This is a genomic window from Nonomuraea sp. NEAU-A123, from assembly GCF_018603905.1.
In the GTDB taxonomy this organism is placed as follows: Bacteria; Actinomycetota; Actinomycetes; order Streptosporangiales; family Streptosporangiaceae; genus Nonomuraea.
Genome location: NZ_JAHFZZ010000004.1, coordinates 86,402 through 105,176, shown reverse-complemented (window position 1 = coordinate 105,176; position 18,775 = coordinate 86,402). Strand labels below are relative to the sequence as shown.

The following is an 18,775-nucleotide window of genomic DNA, read 5'->3' as shown; positions in this document are numbered from 1 at the left end:
TCCAGCGCCAGCAGAAACCGCCGCCTGCACGTTCGGTGGAGCGAGTCGAGGTGAAGGGTGGTGCCGTGTCGAGCGACGTGGTGACGGCCGTAGGGCTGACCAAGCGCTATCGGCGCAGCCAGAGACCGGCGGTGGACAATGTCTCGTTCGAGATCGCGCGGGGAGAGACCATCGGGCTCCTCGGGCCCAACGGCGCCGGGAAGACGACCCTGATCAAGATGATCTGCGGGGTCACCACCCCCACCTCCGGCCAGGTCCGTGTCTTCGACGCCGATCCGGTGCGTCAGCCCGTCGCCGCCAAGAGCGACATCGGGGCGATGCACCAGTCAGGCCCGTTCGACATGATGCTGCCGGCGCTCGACAACCTGCGGATCGCGGCCCGCTTCCGCGGTCTGAAGTGGCGTGCCGTGCGGCCGTGGGCGCTCGAACTGGCGGAGTTCCTCAGCTTGACGGAGGCCCTGCCGCGATTCTGCTTCCAGCTTTCGGGCGGTCAGCGGCAGCGGTTGCAACTCGTGCGGGCGCTGCTCACCATTCCGCGGCTGCTGGTCCTCGACGAGCCTTCCGCGGGACTGGACGTGGTGGGACGGCGCCACATCGAGCGCTTCGTGACCTGGCTACGCGAGGAGCACGGCGTGACCGTGCTGTGGACCAGCCACCACATCGACGAACTGGAACGCAACAGCCAGCGTGTCCTGGTCATCGACAAGGGACGGGTGCTGCGCTTCGCCAAACCGCGCGAACTGGTCGAGGAGTTCGGCACCACCCACTTGCTGGTGGCCCTCGATGATCCCGCGGCCGGCCTGGTGGTGCTGGCCTGGGCGGAGGCGGCCGGGCTCACGGCCACGGCCGAGGACTCCGACGTACGGATCCACGGTGCGCGGGCACAGGAGGTGCTGCCGGAGCTGTCGCGGCACTGCCTGGAGCACGACGTCGCGATCTCCGGTGTCTCGACCGTCTCGGACTCGCTGGAGCAGGTGTTCCTCCGGATGACGGAGGCCGAGGACTGACAAGGGGATAAATGTGGCCGCCAAGCTGACATTCAACAACACTCCTCCGACCGGGACCCCGAAGGCGGCCGACCTGTCCGCGGTGCTCTACCGCGAGTACGCGCTGCTCGCCCGCAACCGGGTGTATCTCGTCCTCGGACTGGCCCCGATGCTGATCTACCTGCTGCTCGTGAACACCTCGCTGGGCAACCTCCTCAAGGTCGTCGACTACAAGGGCATCCAGGTGCCGTTCGCGATCTTCCTGCTGCCCATGACGCTGGCGATGTCGGTCGTCAGCGCGGCGGGAACCTCCGGCATGGCGGTGTTCCAGGAGGAGATGAGCGGCGCGGCCACACAACTGTGGTCCTACCCGTTGCGCAGGTCGCGGTTCCTGCTCGGCAAGGTGATCGCGGGCGTCTCGCTCGTGCTGGGACAGGCCCTGCTCGCCCTGGGCGTGGCGGTGTTCGTCTTCGAGTTGCCCTTCGACCTGCAAGCCTGGGCCGGCCTGCTGTCGGTGCTCACGGTGGCCGCCCTTGCCTTCAACGGACTGTATCTGGCGACGGCGATCCTGATCACCGACTACCAGGTCTTCATGCTGCTGTCGAACGTGTCGATCCCCGTTCTCGTCTTCAGCGCCCCGTCGCTCTACCCGGTCGACAGCATGCCCACCGTGCTGCAGTGGGTATCGGTGATCAACCCGCTGACGTACGCGATCGACGGTATGCGGGACGCCGCGTTCTTCGGTTTCGCCGACGCGTGGCAGGACCTCCTGGTGCTGGCCGTCCTGGCGGCCATCAGCTACGCCGTGGGCGGCCGCGCCTTGATCAACCGCGCTCGCAACATCTGATCTCGTCAAGGACAAGGGACGATGCGGACAGACAACTCCCCTCTCTCGTGGCTCCTCTCGCAGTCCGACCGGTCCAAGGTCCGCTTACCGGGCACGGACAGAGCCCACGACCCGACGGCCACGCGGGCGATGGCCGACCGGGCGGCCCGGATGGTCGGGATCACCAGGGTCGCGGACATCACCCGGCTGGACACCATCGGAATCCCAACATTTCAGGCAATCCGGCCGACTGCCCGGACGCTCGCCGTGTCTCAGGGGAAAGGAATCACCCCCGAGCTGGCGCGGCTGTCCGCGATGATGGAAGCCGTTGAGCTCTGGCACGCCGAGCAGCCCATAACGACGGTGACGACGGCGCCCCCTCGCGACGTCATCGGGCACCTGGGCTATGACGTCCGCGATCTCCCGCTCTCCCCGCCGACCGTGCTGCACGACGGGCTGCCGCTGGACTGGGTCGCCGGCAGGTCGCTGACCGACGGCTCCGAGAGGCTGGTTCCCAAGGATTCGGTGGGATTCTCCCTCGTACGGAAGACCGGCTGGAACCCACCGGTGTTCTTCGAGTCGACGAACGGCCTGGCCAGCGGGAACACGGCGGCCGAGGCCGTCCTGCACGCGCTGTACGAGGTGATCGAGAGGGACGCCGTGACCACGGCGATGGCCGCCGGCGACAAGGGGGTCCTCGTCGACCCGGGGACTCTGGGGTCGCCGGTCGTCGACGAGTTGTGCGAGACGATGGCGCGGGCCCGGGTCACTCTCGAGGTCAGGTCCGTGCCGTCGCCCACCGGGTTGCCGTGCTTCCTGGCTCGGATCTCCTGCGCCGACTATCCACCGGCGTTCATGGGATTCGGCTGCCACCTCGGCTCGGAGATAGCGCTCACCCGTGCCGTCACCGAGGCCGCGCAGGCCAGGCTCGGCTACATCTCAGGCGCGAGAGACGACCTCGAGGCGGGCGTCCCCAACGGCCCGGGCGCGAGGCGCCGGCCCGTGCCCGCAGCGGACACCGGCGAGGCGATCCCGAGACAGACGGCTCACCAGAGCCTGGTCGATGATCTGGAGGACGTGGTCGAGCGGGCCGCGGTCGCGTTCTCCGCCGCCCCTCTCGTCATCGATCTGACGAGGGACGAGATCGGGGTCCCCGTGGTCAGAGTGGTGGCGCCGGGCAGCCGTGTCACCCCGGAGGTGTTCTAGTGAGCAGCCAGAAGACAGTCGTCTACGCCGGGCCGACGATCTCTCACGAGGAGGTCCTCGCCGTGCTTCCGGAGGCGCGGACGCGGCCGCCCGTGGCCCGGGGCGATCTCCTCAGGGAGGAGTGGGACCGGGACGACACCGCCGTCATCATCGACGGGTACTACCGGGAGCGGCTGTCCGTGGGCCACAAGGAGATTCTCTGGCTGCTCAACGAAGGCGTGAACGTCATCGGCGCGGCGAGCATGGGGGCGCTCCGGGCGGCGGAGCTGAGCCCGTACGGCATGCGTGGCGTCGGGTCCGTCTTCCGCATGTACGCGACCGGCGAGGTCGATGGGGATGACGAGGTGGCGGTCCTGCACGGGCCCGCGGAAAGGGGATACCCCACCGGCACGGTGGCCATGGTCAACATCCGCTACGGCTGCCAGGAGGGAGCCAGGACCGGCCTGGTTCCGGCGGCGGCGGGCGAGCGGATCGTCGATGCGGCGAAGACCAGGCCCTTCGTCCACCGGACCTGGCACGAGCTGGAAGAGGCCCTGGGCCCGGAGGCCGGCGACGCCCTGAGCACGCTCGAGCGGATGATCGGGACGGGCGAGTGGGATCTGAAGCGGCTGGACGCGGTGGCGGCCCTGAGCGCCGTCGGCGGGCACCGCGCCGAAGCGCCCAGCGCGTGGGCGGCCGACGTGGCCCTGACGGGGATCACCCACTACGAGGCGCTGGCCTGGCGGTCGATGCGGGAGTACGCGCCGGGCAGGTGGATGTCCGATCTCGATGTCCTGGACGCGGCGCGGCTGTTCGGCCAGGACTACCCGCGGCTGCACGAGCAGGTGCTGACCGGCCTCCTGAGGGACTTCGCCGGCGCGCGGGGCCTGGGGCTGGAGGCGTACACGCGGGCCAGGCTCGGGGTCGATGACCGTGCCGACGTACCGCCCAGCCTTGCGTCGTGGCTCTCCGAGACCGAGCGGGCCACCCTGCCCGCCGCCGAGCAGCTCCGATTGATCATGGTGCGGGTGTGGCCGGTCTGGCAGTCGGAGGATTGGCGGCCGATCGTCCTGGAACGGATCCGGGCATCGAGCCACTGGCCCGAGTGGTCCGATCTCGTCGCCCGTGCCGACGAGACCGCGGAACAGACGCGCGGCCGGCTGGTCGTCCCGGCACCGGCGATCTGCGGACGGATCTTCTCCCGCCACTGGAACGGACCCGGAACGTCAGCGGAGGTCGAGCTGGCGCGGCGCGGGTTCCTCAGCATGGCGGATCTCGGACAGACCGTCAGCAGGTTCTTCGCACTGGATGTGCAGAAGGCCAAGGGGTGATGAGCGCGACCGGGCTTGAGCGGTCGTTCGACCCGACCGGCTCGGCGCATCGCCGGGACCCGCACCCGCTCTTCCACCGCATGCGCGAGCGGGCGCCGGTCTACCGCCAGGCGAGCCCGGCGGCCGGTCACGCGTCCTGGTACCTGACCCGGTACGCCGACGTGCAGCGCGCCCTCCACGACCCGGGCCTGGGGCGTCAACTCGACCGGCTGCCCGACGAGCTCGCCGCCGTTCACCGCCGATGGGAGAACGACCCACTGGCGATGGTGCGGCGGAACATGTTCAACCTCGATCCGCCCGACCACACCCGGCTGCGGCGGCTGATGGCGCCCGCGTTCGGCCCTCGGACGGTGGCGGCGCTCGAGCGGCGCGTGCATCAGGTCGTCGGCGAGCTGGTCGACGGCGTGGCGGCCGCTGGAGACGGCGTCGACCTGATCGAGGCGCTGGCGCTGCCGCTGCCGATCCTGATCGTCGCCGAGCTGGTCGGCTTCCCGATCGACGACCGGGCCCGGCTCCGCGGGTGGAGCGACGACATGCTGCGCAGCCGGGACGCGGCACTGGTGCGCCGCGCCGGAATCGGGTTCGTCGCCTACGTCAACGAGAAGCTCGATGAGCGGCGGGCCCAGCCGGGTGAAGACCTGCTGTCCCAGCTCGTCCGGTCGACGGAGATCAGCCACGCCGAGCTGGTGTCCAGCGTGTTCCAGTTGCTGCTGGCCGGAGACGAGACGACGGTCAACCTCATCGGCAACGGAGTGCTGGAACTCCTGCGCCACCCCGATCAGCTCCAGCGCCTGCGCGCCCGGCCCCGGCTGATCGACTCCGCGGTGGAGGAGGTGCTGCGGTTCAACGGCCCGGTCGGGCACTCCCGGCCGCTGTACGCGCTGACCGACCTGGACATCGGGGAAACCGTGATCCCCCGCGGTGACATCGTCGTGCCGGTGCTGCTGGCCGCCAACCGCGACCCGGCGGTGTTCCACCAGCCGGATGTCTTCGACATCGGCCGCACCCCGAACCGGCACCTGGGCTTCGGACACGGAATCCACTTCTGTCTCGGTGCGGCGCTGGCCCGGCTGCAGGCCCGGGCGGCCATCGGCGCGCTGGTGCGCCGTTTCCCCGGCCTGGCCCTGGCCGTCGACCCCGCCGGCCTGGAATGGACGCCGGACCTGTTCCTGCATGGTGTACGCCGCCTGCCACTGCTGCTGGGGAAGGGTGCCAGCCTATGATCAACGGGTACGCGGAGCTGTCCCGGATGGCGTTCGGCTACGCCACCTCGCAAATCCTGTACACAGCCGTCCGCTTGGGCGTTCCCGACGCCCTTGCCGCCGGAGCCATGCCGATCGACGAACTGGCGCGCTCCATCGGGGCCGACCCGCGGGCGCTGGAGCGGCTGTCGCGGGCACTGGTGGTCCTGGGAGTGGTCGATGAGGTGGCGCCGGGACACCTCGCGCTGGCCGCGCTGGGTCAGCCGCTGCGTGCCGACCATCCATGGTCGATGCGCTCCAGCGTGCTGCTGCTCGGCGACCCCGCGACCTGGCAGGCGTGGGGGGCGTTGACCCACAGCGTACGAACGGGTGAGGCCGCCTTCGATCACGTGCACGACCAGCCGCTCTTCGACTACCTCGCCGGCCATCATGATCTTTCGAGGATCTTCAACACGGCCATGTGCGAGGGCACCGAGCGCGTCGCGCTCGAGGCCGCCAGGGCCTACGACTTCACCGGTGCCCGCACCGTGGTCGACATCGGGGGCGGAAACGGCACGCTGCTCGCCGCGATACTGGCGGCCACGCCCAGCGCCCAGGGCATCCTGTACGACACCGCCGACGGCGTGGCCGCCGCTGCCGGGACCTTCCAGCAGGCGGGGCTGTCCGATCGGTGTTCCGTCGAAGTGGGCGACTTCTTCGAGGCCGTGCCCGAAGGCGATCTCATGCTGCTGAAAGGCGTCCTGCATGATTGGGACGACCAGCGGTGCACCGCGCTGCTGCGGAACTGCCGCGCTTCGATCGCGACGGGCGGACGCCTGCTGATCCTGGAACCGGTGCTGCCGTCCAGGCTCGACACGCCGGAGGCGGCCGGCGTCGTCATGAGCGACATCGCCATGCTCATCTACACCGGCGGCTGGGAACGCAGCAGAGCCGAGTTCCACGACCTGCTCGCGGCCGGCGGGTTCGACCTGACCGACGTCACGCCGCCGCTACGGGGTTCGGCGATCCGGATCCTCGTCGCGGATCCGTCCTGAGTGCCGATCGCGCGGTCGCCGTTCCGACAACCGCGGCCACAGGCAGTCATGGGTACCTCTCACATGCGGGTGGCGGGCTTGAGTAACCCCGCTGCTCTGGCTGTCGGCAGGGCGGACGCGCATAGTGTGCCGGAAGAGCAACCGCGCTCAAACTCGGGTGGTCAGGTGGCACAACCGATGGAGTCCACCCCCGCGGGCGAGGCCATGCCCGCTCTGCGGGTCGTCGTGGGCGAGCCGGACCGGATGGTGCGCGCCAAGCTCAGAAGCGTGCTCCACATGGGCAATGGCATCTACGTGGTGGGCGAGGCCGGCGCCGCCGACCGGCTGGGCGATCTGGTCGTCCGGCACCGGCCGAGGGTGGCGGTCGTGAACGCGGCGCTGCGGCAGGCCGACGTCGTGGAATTCACCCGTATCGTCGCGGCGCAGGCGAGGAACCGGATGCGCGTGGTGGTGGTCTCGGAAACGCTGGACGAGGAGCTGCTCGGGCGCGCGTTACTCGGGGGCGCGGGCGGTTTTGTGCACCGGGCGTCGCTGTTCGAGGAGATCGTGCCCGCGATCCGGCTGGTCGCCGCCGGACACACGTTCATCTCCTGCTCGATGATCACGCGGCTACGTGATCGCATCGCCGCGGCGACCACCGGGGTCGATCACCGGCTCGCGGAGCTCACCCGCCGCGAGGCCGAGGTGCTGGCTCTCGTCGCGGCCGGCCTGTCGAACGCCGGCATCGCCGAGAAGCTCGGCATCGGCACCGGAACGGTCCGTTCGCACCTGGCTCGCATCCTCACCAAGCTCTCGGCGGTGAACCGGGCGCACGCGGTCGGCATCGCGTACGAATCCGGCTTCATCACCGTCGGCTCGGCGCACCGCCGGCGCGAACACGGGTAGCCGAGCGCGCATTCCACCATGCGTACAGCATGGGGTGCTGCTTGACGGCCTCCTCCGTGGTGAGAAGGGGATCCGGCTCCCCCGTCAGCGCCCGTACCACCGCCGAACCGTCTTTCACGGCCCGCGTGGACGTCAAGGTCTGCGCACCGAAGAATTCGGCGGCGAGCTGCGGGCTGCTCAGCAAGGCCCGAGTCCTGCGGGCGAGGATCTCGCGCTCGAACGCGGTCGCTTCCCGCCCGGCCGGTCCCCGGTCCTGCGCGACCGCCATCCGCCATGACACATCCGCCTGCGCCGTCATCGCCGCCTGCAACCCGGGGAAGGCGGACGGACCGATCCCGCGCCGCGTCAGCTCCCTGTCCAGCCTGAGCGCGCTCAGCGCGGCGACCGACATCCCGTGCGAGTGGACGGGGTTCACCGCGACGACCGCGTCGCCGATCGCGACGAAGCCGGCGGGCAGGCGTACGCGTTCGAAGAACCTCCGCCGGTTCGACGTGTCGCGATACGGCCGGATGCCGCCGAGCGGCGTGGCCGCCGCCATGAGCTCCGCCACGATCGGGTCGCGCAGCGAGCGCGCGAAGTCCGCGAAGCCCTGCTCGTCCACGGGCGGCTCACCGCCCCGGGTGCCCGTCAGGGTGATGATCCACCGGTCGCCCTCGATCGGGAACAACGTCGCCCCCTGGCCAGGCCGCCCGCTCGCCGGACGCGGGTGGATCATGATGGCCGGAGTCTCACAAGCAAGTTCGGGAGGCGCCTGATAGACCCGGGTGGAGTAGGCCAACCCGGAGGAGACGGTCACCTCCTCGATCTCCGCCACGCCGATCTCGGCCAGCCACCGTGGCGCCTTCGATCTCCGCCCGGTCGCGTCGACGACAAGATCCGCCTCGATGGTCTCCGACGGAGCACCCTCGCGCCTGACCGAGACCCCGGTGACCCGGCTCGCGTCTCCCACCAGGCCAAGCGCCTGCGTGCCCGTCCAGGTCGAGACGGCGCCCAGCGCCCGCCGGCGCACCACCTGGTCCAGGAGTCCCCGGCTGCACGAGATGAGGTACGCCTCGGTGTCCAGCCGCCGGAACCACCCCGCCGCGGCGAGGATCAGCGCGTCGCCGGGAAGGCGCCGGCGATGCGCGCCGCGGGCGAAGAGCGCCTCCAAAGTCCCCGGAAGCAACTCCTGCAGCGCCCGCGCGCCACCGGCCACGAGGACGTGGCTGTGCCGTGACTGGGGCAGCCCCCGCCGAGCACGGAGATCGGCCGGATAATGATCGTTCTCGATCACGATCACGTCGTCCACGTGCCTGGCGAGCACGGCGGCGGCCAGCACACCCGCGAAGCCCCCGCCGAGGACGACCGCTCTGGTCATGCAGGCCTCACGCCGGACGCTCTTCGATCAGACCCTGTTCGATCATGCTGCCGAGGAACTCCTGTACGTCCTTCAGGATGCGTACGCTCACTGCGATGTTGTCCCCGGCGAACTCATGCGACAGCTTCGAGACGATCGGCTCCCGCTCCCCGTCGCTCGCGACGAGCGCCCATATCCGGGAACCTGTCTCGTTCAAGGTGCGGAAATCCCCGGTTTCGGCGTGGTAGAGCGAGATGCCGCCCGAGGTCTCCTGCCATATCACAGCGTCACTGATCTGGAGTGACACACTCCACCTCCTCTATACCGGTGTTATGGGAAGCAGCTCGCCGACCTTGACCGCGTCGGCCGAGGGGAGAACGTAGGTCTTCCAGTCGTCGAAGACCGGATGGATGTCGTCGTTGGCGAGCAGGCGGGGCGTCTGCATCCCGGCGTCCTCGGCGAGCTCCGCGGGATCGACGCCGGATTCCAGCCAGAGCTGCGTGACGATGCCGTGCCGCAGGATCCTGCACTGATGGCGGCTGTTGCGCCGCAGGTCCTTGGACTCGGCCATGTGCGCGGCGCGGCAGCCCCCGCCGCAGGAGGACTTGATGTAGCACCTCGCGCAGTCGGCGTGGTAGTCGCCGCCGAACACGGAGCTCGTCCGCATGTCGTACAGGACCGGGCTGCCGAAGATCTCCGCCAGGGATTGCCGTCGCACGTTGCCCGCGAGGTGCGAGCGTCCCGTGACGAGCTTGCACGGGTAGACGTCGCCCAGCGAGTTGATGTAGATCTCGTTCCCGCCCATCCCGCAGTTGGCCTTCACGGAGCACAGCTTCAGCGTCTTGGGCCCGTCCGGCAGCAGCTTGCCGGCGACGGGTGAGGTCCAGGTGAGCTGCTGGATCTTCAGATGGTCCGCCCAGCCGAACTCGTACTCGTCGCTCTCTCCCCGGCCCAGGTTGTTGTGGTACATCAGCCGGATGCTGTCGACCTCGATCCCCTCCATGAACGAGGCGAAGTCCTCGAGCTCATCGACGTTCTCCGAGGTGACGATGTGGTTGATCATCGGCGTGACGCCCACGTCGTTGAGCAGCCGCAGGGCTCGGTGGGTCTTGGCGAAGGAGCCTTCGCCGCGGGTGCGGTCGTGCGTTTCGGCCGTGCCGCCGTCGACGCTCACCGTGACCGCGTTGAACAGCTCGGCGAACCGCTGCGCGATCGCCGGAGTCCTGATCATGGTGGCGTTGGTGATGATGTTCGACCTCAGGCCGCTCTGATTGGCATGCTCCACGATCTGGAACAGGTCTTTTCTGAGCATGGGCTCGCCGCCGGTGAAGACCACGGTCGAGGCGCCGAAATCGGCGATCTGAGAGACCAGGCCGAGCGACTCCTCGGTGTTGAGCTCACCCGGCAGGCACTTCTCCGAGGAGGCGTAGCAGTAGGGGCAGCGAAGGTTGCACCCGTCGGTGATGGCGTAGTAAGCCATGCGGAGCGGCGGCTCTTTCAGCGTGATCCGCGGACGGTTCCCGTTGTAGTAGACGATCCACGCCAGAATGAGTTTGGCGAGGACCCGATCGGTCTCATCGGTCTCTTCGAGCCGAGCGTAGGGTCGGGCCAAGGTCTGCAGGACACCGAACTCACGCGAATCGAGGACACACCGACCGCCGGAATGCGGGTTGACGACCAGGTAGGCCCCGTCGTGCATGAAATAGGTGAGGTCTTCTGGTACGTCGAACAGCGAGTGGTTCCGGGCCAGCTTCCCAGACATCCATTTCCCTTCACGCTCTCTGCGGCAGGCGCGACCCCGGCCCTGTCCGGCGACATGCGACCGGGGCCGCACCCGTGAGCCGTCGGACTAGGAGGCCGGCTTGGACGGCCCGCCGGACCCGGACCCGGACCAGGCTCCGCACAGGCACGACGCCTCGGCCTCGCCCTCGTTGTGCACCTCAACCTCGGGCCGCTCCCACTGCCCACCCGCCATCACCAGCGGCAGCGCGGCGGGCAGCTTGCCCTTGAGCGAGATGAGCAGGTCGGTTTCCTCTTTGGTCAGGGTGGCGAACGCCGCCTCGACTTCCGCGGCGATCGGGTCGTTCAGGACGCCGGCTTCACGCAGAGCTTCCTTCGGATCGAAGGCCATGCCTTCACCTCTCCGTCTTAGGGGGATGCGTTGCAGGTCGAGTATCGGCTGGCGATGCGGAGGTGACACAACCCCACAAACGTGGGCTCACCGGCTTTCACCTGGCAGAGCGCCGACCACACGAATGTGGGTGTCCTGATCTCTTGCGAACGCCGATGAGCCGTTTCAGGCTTGTGGTTCATGAACGGAACCGGATCGGGCGGGTTCGACGCACTGGCCACGCTGCGGGCGGCCGGGCATCCCATCGACCTGCTCGATGAGCGGCAGCGAAGGGTGTTCGCCGAGCTCACGGCGACCGAGGTCGCCGTACTGAACTCGATCAAGAAGCGTCTGGACGACCACGCCGGCGAGGTGGAAGGACAGGAGCTCAAGCTCGTATGAGCGACAGGGACCCGCGACCCACCCGTCGTCACATCGTGGTCCTGTTCATCGACATCGTCGGGTCGACGGAGCTCGCCGAGCGTCTCGACCCCGAACTGCTCCTGCGGATCCTCGATCGCTACTACGCCGCCTGCCGGACAGAGATCTTCGAGCACGGCGGCGCGGTGGAGAAGTACATAGGCGACGCGATCATGGCGGTGTTCGGCGTCCCGGTCAGCCGGGAGGACGACGCGCTCCGGGCGGTCCTCGCCGCGGACGCGGCGATGTCGGCCGTGCGCCGGCTCAGTGCCGAGCTGGCCCCCACCCACGGAGTCCGGCTGGACGCCCATTGCGGCATCGCCTTCGGCGAGGTGATGGTCGCCGACGGATCCGGCTCGAACGTGCGGGTGATCGGTGACGCGGTCAACACCGCGAGCCGGCTGCAGTCCGCAGCGGGAGCCGGCGAGATCCTCCTGGGGGACGAGGTGGCCCGCCTGGTCAGGCAGCACGCGCTGCTGGACGGCGTCCCCCCGCTCACGCTCAAGGGCAAGAGAGATCCGGTACGGGCGTGGCGGCTCATCGCCGTGGAGCCCGATCGCGGCGGTCCGGAGACCGACACGATCCCGTTGATCGGCCGGACCGAGGAACTGCACCAGTTGACGCGGTTCTATGACCGCTCCGCACGCGATCGGCAGTGCTGCATGGCGACCCTGCTCGGCGTTCCGGGCATCGGCAAGTCCCGGCTCGTCAGGGAGTTCCTGACGAGCCTGTCCGAGGACGTGACCGTGCTCACCGGCCGGTGCCCGTCCTATGGCATCGGCGCCACGTACCGGCCCATCACGGAGATGCTCGAGGCCCTCAACGGGGAGTGGCCCGCCATCGCCGAGGCCGTGGGCACGGAAGGCGCGCGGGCGTTGCGCGGGCTCGCCTGCCTCGGTGACGCGGACTACGAGGACACTCCCGGCGTCGCGGAGATCGCGCAGGCCGTACGGTCGCTGTTCGAGGTTCTCGCGCAGGACCGGCCGCTGGTGGTGGTGCTGGACAACCTGCAGTGGGCCGAGCCGACCCTCCTCGACCTGATCGAGGACTGCGCGGCGTGGCTCGCCGACGTGCCCGTGCTGCTCGTCTGCGTCGCCCGGCCCGAGCTCTACGAGGCCCGCCCCTCCTGGGGAGGAGGCATGACCTGCGCCATGTCGCTGGAGCTCGGCCCGATGAGCCCGCCGCATATGACCCGGCTGGTCGCCGAGCTCCGCGCCGAGCGGGCGGACGTCGTCGCCCACGACGACGACGGCACGTATCAGCGGGTGATACACGGTTCGGACGGCAACCCGCTCTTCGCCGAGCTGATGCTGGAGACCCTCGCCGAGGGCGCCGTCGCCCTCCCGCCCACCATCCAGGCGCTGCTCGGGGCCCGGCTGGATCGGCTGGGCGCGGCGGAGCGCCACACGCTCGAAAGGGCCGCGACCATCGGGCAGTCCTTCACGGTGGAGCAGTTGGAGTCCCTCTTCGACGGCGGGCCTCCCATGACGGCGACTCCGTTGCGGCGGTTACAGCGCGACCGCCTGATCCGGCGTGGCGCGCTCCCGGGATCGTACGAGTTCACCCAGACCCTCACCCGGGAGACCGTGTACGCGCTGACGAGCAAGGAGGTGCGTGCGGACTGGCACCGAAGGCTGGCCGACTGGTTCGGCGGCCGGGCCGCCGACGCCTCGGACGACGCCCCCTTCGCCGGATCGGCATCCGGAGACGTCAGCCGGCACCTGCTGGCGGCCTGCCGCCTCACCCGGCAGGTACGCCCCGGCGATCCCCTGTTGCCCGAGCTGACCGACCGGGCCGCGGACCGGCTCATCAGGGACGGCGGTCAGGCATTGCACCGCAGAGACCTGCCCGCGGCGATCGCGCTGCTTGAGCGGGGACGGGAGATGCTGCCCTCGGGCAGGGACGAGCATCGATCGCTGGCCGTTCGCATCAGCGACGCGGAGCTGGCCCGGGGGGAGGCCGTCGCGGCGGCCGCGGCCCTGGACCGCGCGGAAGAACTGCTGCCGGAAGACCCGCGGAACCAGCTCACCTGCGTGATCCAGCGGGAGGTCCTCGCCCTCCGCTCGGGCGCCCGCGCGCCGGAACTTGACTCCCTTCGCGGGCGGCTGGCCCTCGACCCCCGAGACGACCTGAGCTGGTGCCGGTTCCACCAGCTCCAAGCCCTGATCCACATCGAGGACGGCCGCTTCGGCGCCGCCGACCGGGCGCTTCGTGACGGGCTCGAGCGGGCCCGGCCGATGGGCGACCGCTACGAAGAGGACCGGCTGCTCGGCGGGCTGTGCGAGCTGGTGCAATGGTCCTCCACCCCGGTGCCGGAAGGGCTCGCGCTCTGCGCCGACCTGCTGGCCCGGTTCGCCGGCGATCGCGCCCTGCTGGTGCCGGTTCTCGTCACCAGGGCCCGCCTGCTCGCGCTCTCCGGCGACCTCGGCGGCGCCCGCGAGTCGCTCGACACGGCCGACCACTACGCGGCGGATCTGCACCTCGGCCTCTCGGCGATCGCCGTCGTCCAGGTGCGGGGGCTGGTGGAATCCCTGGACGGGAACCACGAGGCCGCGAGGGGCCTGTTCAGGCGGGCCGCCACCGCGCTCCGTACGGCGGGGCACGGGGGGTCCGCCGCCACCCTGGAGGTCTACGCGGCGCGGGAGACCCTCCGGCAGGGAGACGTCCGGCAGGCGGCAGAGGAGCTGGCGCGGAGCGAGGCGGGGGTGCCTCAGCTCCGCGGCGAGCTCACGGCCATCACGATGAGAGGCACGATCGCATCGGTCAACGGTGCGCACGCGGACGCGGTGAGCGCCGCGGAACACGCGACCGCGCTGCTCGAATCGACCGATGACCCTTGCCTCCGAGGGGACGTCCTGGTGGAGATCGCCCGGATCCAGCGGGCCGCCGGACGCGACCCGGCCGAAGCCGCCCGGCGCGCGCTCGACGCGTACCTGAGCAAGGGCGCGAGCCTGCCGGCGCGGCGAGTCCGTGACTGGATGAAGGGGCTGTCATGAGCACGCCGCCCTGGCGCCGGCACCAGCGGGCTCACTTCCCCGGGGTGCCCGCGTGGGGGCTGGCCACCACCCGGCAGGCCCCGGAGTCCTTCCAGGTCAGCCCCCTGGCGGAGGTGACCAGAGAGTGGGCATGGGGCGGGTCCGACGGCACGGGGGTACGCGTGTGCGTCGTCGACACGGGCGTGGCGGGAGACCATCCGAAGATCGGCGGCCTTGACCGGTCGGTCGAGGTCGTTCGCGGGGACGAGGGCGGGCTGAGCGTCGCCGAGTGCGCCCCCGTCGACCCCGCGGGGCACGGCACGGCCTGCGCCGGAGTGATCAGGTCGGTCGCCCCCGGAGCGGCGATCACCTCCGTCCGCGCGCTCACCGACGGAAAGTCCGGCACCGGCGACGCCCTCGTGACCGGGCTGCGCTGGGCCATCGACGAGGGGTTCGACCTGGTCAACCTCAGCCTCTCCAGCACGAAGTCGGCCCTGCGCGAATCCCTGCACGAGCTCGCCGACCGCGCGTACTTCCGGCGTTGTCTCCTGGTCGCCGCGGCGCACAACATGCCGGTGCTCAGCTTCCCGTGGACGTTCTCCTCGGTCGTCTCGGTGGCCAGCCACGACGAGGCGGACCCGATGACGTACTACTACAACCCGGCGCCGCCGGCGGAGTTCCTCGCGCGCGGGGTCAGGGTGCCGGTCGCCTGGCCCGGCGGCCGGGAGGTCCGCAGCACCGGCAACAGCTTCGCGGCACCGCACATCACCGGCATCTGCGCGCTCATCCTGGGCAAGCATCCGTGGCTGACGCCGTTCCAGCTCAAGACGGTCCTCTACCTGGCCGCGGACAACACCATGACGCAGAACGGAGAGGCCCATGTCCCCTGACTTCCCTGACTCTCCCGACTCCCTCGACGGCACCGAACACCGGCTGCTGCAGTCCATCGTCGAGGTGGCCCGCCACATGTTCGGCGCCGCCGCCGCGTCCATCTTCCTCGTGGATCCGGACACCGGTGACCTGGTCTTCGAAGCCGTGTCGGGCGCGGGCGAGAAAGAGCTGGTCGGGAGCCACTTTCCGGCCGGCACCGGGATCGCCGGCTGGGTCGCGGCGAGCGGGCAGCCGATGGTCGCGGACGACGTGTCGGCCGTGACGCAGTTCGCCCAGGACGCCGCGGAATCCACCGGTTACGTCCCGCGGACCATCATGGCCGCACCGCTCATCCGGTTCGAGGAATGCGTGGGCGTCCTGGAGGTGCTGGATCGCACGGCCTCCCGCAGCGATCTGGACGACGTGGAGCTCCTGGGCATGTTCGCCACGCAGGCCGCCTGCGCCCTGGAACTCCTGCTCCGCGTACGACAGAGCGATGGCCGGGAGCCGGACGGCGACCCGCACGCGCTCCTGCGGCGGATCGGCGAGCGGCTGCAGGGGAAGACCCGGTCGTCGGAGGCGGCGGCCGTACGCCTGCTCGCCATCGCCGACGACCTCCTCGCACCGTAACGGACCGCTCGGCGCGTTGATCTCTTCCGCGGCCAGGATTGACCCCCCTTGAGCGGGGGCTATTGGCGCGGTTGGCCGCTGCCACGTCCCCTTCCGGACACGCCTGTTTGAAGGGCGGCAAAGGGGAGAACCCTTCACATGTAGAAGATCAAGGACCTGCTTGAGTTTCAGGTGGAGGGACGCGGCACGAGGATCGCCGCTCGACTCATCTCCGGTCAGGGCACGACGTCGCAGTGTGACGACATCCGGAAGGAACGCCATGGCAGACAGCCATTCGCACGACGCACGCCCCGGGAACTTATGGCCACTCGTCGGGCGCGCCGCGGCGCTGCGCACGGTCATGGACGCGGCGACGCAGGCGGACGTCGGCGGTGTGATGATCGTAGGACCACCGGGTGTGGGCAGGACGCGCCTGGCCAAGGAGGCGGTCACGCGGCTCGCCGCGGCGGGCCACCCGACGGCCTGGGCGACCGGGACCCGTGCCGCCGGGGCGATCCCCTTGGGCTCATTGCTGCACCTCGCGCCCCCACACGATGTCGCGGGCCCCGTCACGGGGCACATCTTCGGCCAGATCGTGGAACGGTTCAGCGCTCCCACCGGGAAGCGGCCCGTATTCGTCGTGGACGACACCCATCTGCTCGACAACGTCTCGGCTGCGCTCGTCTACCAGCTCGCCGTGCATACCAGGACCTTCGTGCTGCTCACGGTACGGCAGGGGCAGACGGCGCCCGACGTGATGACGGCGTTGTGGAAGGAAGGGGTGGCCCGCCGCGTCGAACTGCGGCCGCTGAGCGACAGCGAGATGGACACGCTGCTGGAACGCGGCCTGGGCAGTCCGCTGGACGCCGTCACGCGACACACGTTCCGCCGCCTGTCCGCCGGCAACCCGCTCGTGCTGCGCGAGCTCGCACAGTCCGCATTGGAGGGATCCGCGCTGCTGCGGCTCGACGGCCTCTGGCACCTGGGCGGTCACCTGCAGATCACCGGCCGGCTCGGTGATCTGATCGAGGCGCAGATGCAGGTCGACGATCCGGCCGTGCTGGCCGTACTCGAGGTGCTCGCCTGCAAGGAGCCGCTCGGCCAGCCCGTGCTCGAGGACCTCGCCGGGCACTCCGCCGTGGTGCAGGCCGAACGGCAGGGGCTGGTGATGGTCGAGCCCTCCGGAGCGCGACACCAGACGCGACTGACGATACCCGCGTACGGGGAGGTCATCCGCGCGCGCATGCCACGCGCCCGAGCGCACGCGATCTGGGCGCGGCTGGCCGAGTCCCTCGCCGCATCGCCACGCCGGCGCGCGGACGACGCACTCGAGCTGGTCACGTGGCGGCTCACCGCGGGCCGCGACTCCTCCGGGCCGGAACTGCTGGCCGCCGCGGAACGCGCCGCCGAACGGTTGGAGCTCGAGGTCGCCGAGCGGCTGGCGACCGCGTCCGGTGCCGCCGACGGCGGGGTGGACGCGAAGCTGACCCTGGCCGAGGTGATGGCGTTGCAGGGCCGCTTCGTCGACGCGGCCGACGTACTCCCGGCTCCAGAGGAATGCGACAACGAAGAACGCGCCGACCGGCGGGCGATACTCAGGGAGAAGATCGAGTACTGGCAGCATGAAACCGCACCGGCTCAGGGGAATCCGACCGGCGAACGGGCGGCGGAGGCGGTGCGAGCCTGGACGATGCTGATCGAGGGACATGTCGCGGGATCCCTCTCCATCGGTACGGCACTGCTCACCCGGCCGGGACCGCGGCTGCCGGTGGAGGCGACGGCGCGGGCGGCCACGGCGGTCGTGATCGCCGCGGGTCTCATGGGAGACATCCGCCTCGTGGAACGAGCGAGCGCCACCGGTCTGGAGGTCGCCTCGGCGCACCGGATCGCCTCGCCTTGGACCCAGGCACAGGTCGGCGCCGCCAGGTGCCTCGCCCTCCTGCTGGCGGGCGCTCTCACCACCGCGGCCAAGGCCGTGGAGATCGCCTATCGAGAGGCCGTCGAGACGCAGTTGGCGGCACCCATGGTCGGCGTGTGGGCGATCGTGCGTGGCCTGGTGGCGAAGGCTCAGGGACGGGTGAAGCCGGCACAGCAGGCGCTGCGCGAGGCGGTCGTATTACTCAGCGAGCACGACCCGCTGCGACTGCGGGGTGTCTACCTGGCCGAGCTGGCCGGCGCGCACGCGATGGCAGGGGACACCGTCCAGGCGGATGCGTGGCTCAGCCGGATGGACGCCTGCCCACCACCACGGGGTGCGCTCTTCGACGCCTGGATCGAGCGCGACCGCGCCTGGGTCGCCGCCGCGGCGCTCGATCTCCCCAGCGCCGCCGGCCACGCCCTCAGGGCCGCGAAGACCGCGGGCAAGGCCGGAGCGCCGATGCTCGAGGCCCTGGCGTTGTTCGACGCCGCGCGATTCGGCGCCGCGAACGAGGTGTGCGACAGGCTGCACCAGGTCGCCAGGGACACCGGCGCACCTGCGACGGCGGCCTTCGCCACGATGGCCACCGCGCTCGCCACGGACGACGCCCACCTGCTCGCGGAGGCGGCCGAGAGGCTTCATCGCCTCGGCCATCTGCTGCCCGCCGCGGAGGCGGCCGCGACAGCCCACCGGCTGCATGCCGGGGCGCGTCGGCGTACGGCGGCCAAGGCCGCGCTCGTGTTCGCCCGTGAGCTGCTGACCCAGTGCGACGGCGCACGCACGCCGCTGACGGACCTGACGGGGAGCGAGGTGTCGCTGACTCCTCGAGAGCTCCAGGTGGCGAAACTGACCGCGGCGGGATTGCCCGGTCGCGCCGTCGCCGACCGCCTCGGCCTCTCGCTCCGAACCGTCAACAACCATCTGGGCCGGGTGTACGCCAAGCTCGGGGTGTCCGGGCGCGACGCCCTCGCGCAGGTGCTGGGCCAGCCGGACGGCGAGGAGCCCCAGCTCCTCCGGGGTGATGCCTGCCGAATCCGGCCCAACTAGCCCCCGCCATTACATGGCATGTAATCGACACCGCCTATCGG

Annotated in this window: 16 protein-coding genes; 12 read left to right on the top strand and 4 right to left on the bottom strand. The window is 70.3% G+C overall.

Translation table 11 applies throughout. The features are described 5' to 3' along the window. Window positions 1–65 precede the first annotated feature (65 nt). From KLK06_RS12730 to KLK06_RS12700, 7 genes are all read left to right on the top strand, one after another. Window positions 66–1,007 carry an ABC transporter ATP-binding protein gene (locus KLK06_RS12730; protein ID WP_214635626.1) on the top strand — a complete coding sequence of 314 codons (942 nt, stop codon included), beginning with the start codon at window positions 66–68 and terminating at the stop codon, window positions 1,005–1,007. Between the two features lie 13 nt (window positions 1,008–1,020). Continuing rightward, window positions 1,021–1,833: an ABC transporter permease gene (locus KLK06_RS12725; RefSeq protein ID WP_214635625.1), complete on the top strand. Its 813-nt coding sequence runs from the start codon at window positions 1,021–1,023 to the stop codon at window positions 1,831–1,833. A 21-nt stretch (window positions 1,834–1,854) separates the two neighbouring features. After that, window positions 1,855–3,018, top strand: coding sequence for a YcaO-like family protein (locus KLK06_RS12720; RefSeq protein ID WP_214635624.1), 1,164 nt, complete (start codon window positions 1,855–1,857; stop codon window positions 3,016–3,018). After that, complete coding sequence (locus KLK06_RS12715; protein WP_214635623.1) at window positions 3,018–4,328, top strand: TfuA-like protein; 1,311 nt, start codon at window positions 3,018–3,020, stop codon at window positions 4,326–4,328. Before KLK06_RS12720 ends, KLK06_RS12715 begins: the two co-directional genes overlap by 1 nt. After that, complete coding sequence (locus KLK06_RS12710) at window positions 4,328–5,551, top strand: cytochrome P450 (protein ID WP_214635622.1); 1,224 nt, start codon at window positions 4,328–4,330, stop codon at window positions 5,549–5,551. The genes KLK06_RS12715 and KLK06_RS12710 overlap by 1 nt, the downstream gene beginning before the upstream one ends. Continuing rightward, on the top strand, window positions 5,548–6,564 hold the full coding sequence (locus KLK06_RS12705) for a methyltransferase (protein ID WP_214635621.1): 1,017 nt from the start codon (window positions 5,548–5,550) through the stop codon (window positions 6,562–6,564). The genes KLK06_RS12710 and KLK06_RS12705 overlap by 4 nt, the downstream gene beginning before the upstream one ends. Before the next feature lie 177 nt (window positions 6,565–6,741). Further along, window positions 6,742–7,449: a response regulator transcription factor gene (locus tag KLK06_RS12700; RefSeq protein ID WP_214635620.1), complete on the top strand. Its 708-nt coding sequence runs from the start codon at window positions 6,742–6,744 to the stop codon at window positions 7,447–7,449. On the opposite strand, the gene KLK06_RS12695 is transcribed toward KLK06_RS12700, so the two are convergent. From KLK06_RS12695 to KLK06_RS12680, 4 genes are all read right to left on the bottom strand, one after another. Then, complete coding sequence (locus KLK06_RS12695; RefSeq protein WP_214635619.1) at window positions 7,409–8,806, bottom strand: NAD(P)/FAD-dependent oxidoreductase; 1,398 nt, start codon at window positions 8,804–8,806, stop codon at window positions 7,409–7,411. The genes KLK06_RS12700 and KLK06_RS12695 overlap by 41 nt on opposite strands. Window positions 8,807–8,813: 7 nt before the next feature. Next, window positions 8,814–9,092 carry a PqqD family protein gene (locus tag KLK06_RS12690; protein WP_214635618.1) on the bottom strand — a complete coding sequence of 93 codons (279 nt, stop codon included), beginning with the start codon at window positions 9,090–9,092 and terminating at the stop codon, window positions 8,814–8,816. A gap of 12 nt (window positions 9,093–9,104) precedes the next feature. Next, window positions 9,105–10,547 (bottom strand): StsB family radical SAM/SPASM domain sactipeptide maturase, encoded by a 1,443-nt coding sequence (gene stsB / locus KLK06_RS12685; protein ID WP_214635617.1) that lies wholly within the window; start codon window positions 10,545–10,547, stop codon window positions 9,105–9,107. Window positions 10,548–10,634: 87 nt separating this feature from the next. Further along, a complete protein-coding gene (locus KLK06_RS12680) occupies window positions 10,635–10,916 on the bottom strand; it encodes a StsA-related sactipeptide RiPP (protein WP_214635616.1) in 282 nt (93 codons plus the stop codon). 180 nt (window positions 10,917–11,096) lie between these two features. Between KLK06_RS12680 and KLK06_RS12675 the strand changes: the two genes are divergently transcribed. From KLK06_RS12675 to KLK06_RS12655, 5 genes are all read left to right on the top strand, one after another. Next, a complete protein-coding gene (locus KLK06_RS12675) occupies window positions 11,097–11,297 on the top strand; it encodes an aroma-sacti cluster domain-containing protein (protein WP_214635615.1) in 201 nt (66 codons plus the stop codon). Further along, the gene (locus tag KLK06_RS12670) at window positions 11,294–14,311 is read left to right on the top strand and encodes an AAA family ATPase (RefSeq protein ID WP_214635614.1); all 3,018 of its coding nucleotides are present in this window, start codon (window positions 11,294–11,296) and stop codon (window positions 14,309–14,311) included. Before KLK06_RS12675 ends, KLK06_RS12670 begins: the two co-directional genes overlap by 4 nt. Further along, entirely contained in the window at window positions 14,308–15,180 is an 873-nt protein-coding gene (locus KLK06_RS12665) for a S8 family serine peptidase (protein WP_214635613.1), read from the top strand. Before KLK06_RS12670 ends, KLK06_RS12665 begins: the two co-directional genes overlap by 4 nt. Further along, a complete protein-coding gene (locus KLK06_RS12660) occupies window positions 15,170–15,790 on the top strand; it encodes a GAF domain-containing protein (protein WP_214635612.1) in 621 nt (206 codons plus the stop codon). Before KLK06_RS12665 ends, KLK06_RS12660 begins: the two co-directional genes overlap by 11 nt. A gap of 259 nt (window positions 15,791–16,049) precedes the next feature. Beyond that, the gene (locus KLK06_RS12655; protein ID WP_214635611.1) at window positions 16,050–18,734 is read left to right on the top strand and encodes a LuxR family transcriptional regulator; all 2,685 of its coding nucleotides are present in this window, start codon (window positions 16,050–16,052) and stop codon (window positions 18,732–18,734) included. The last annotated feature ends 41 nt before the right edge of the window (window positions 18,735–18,775 follow it).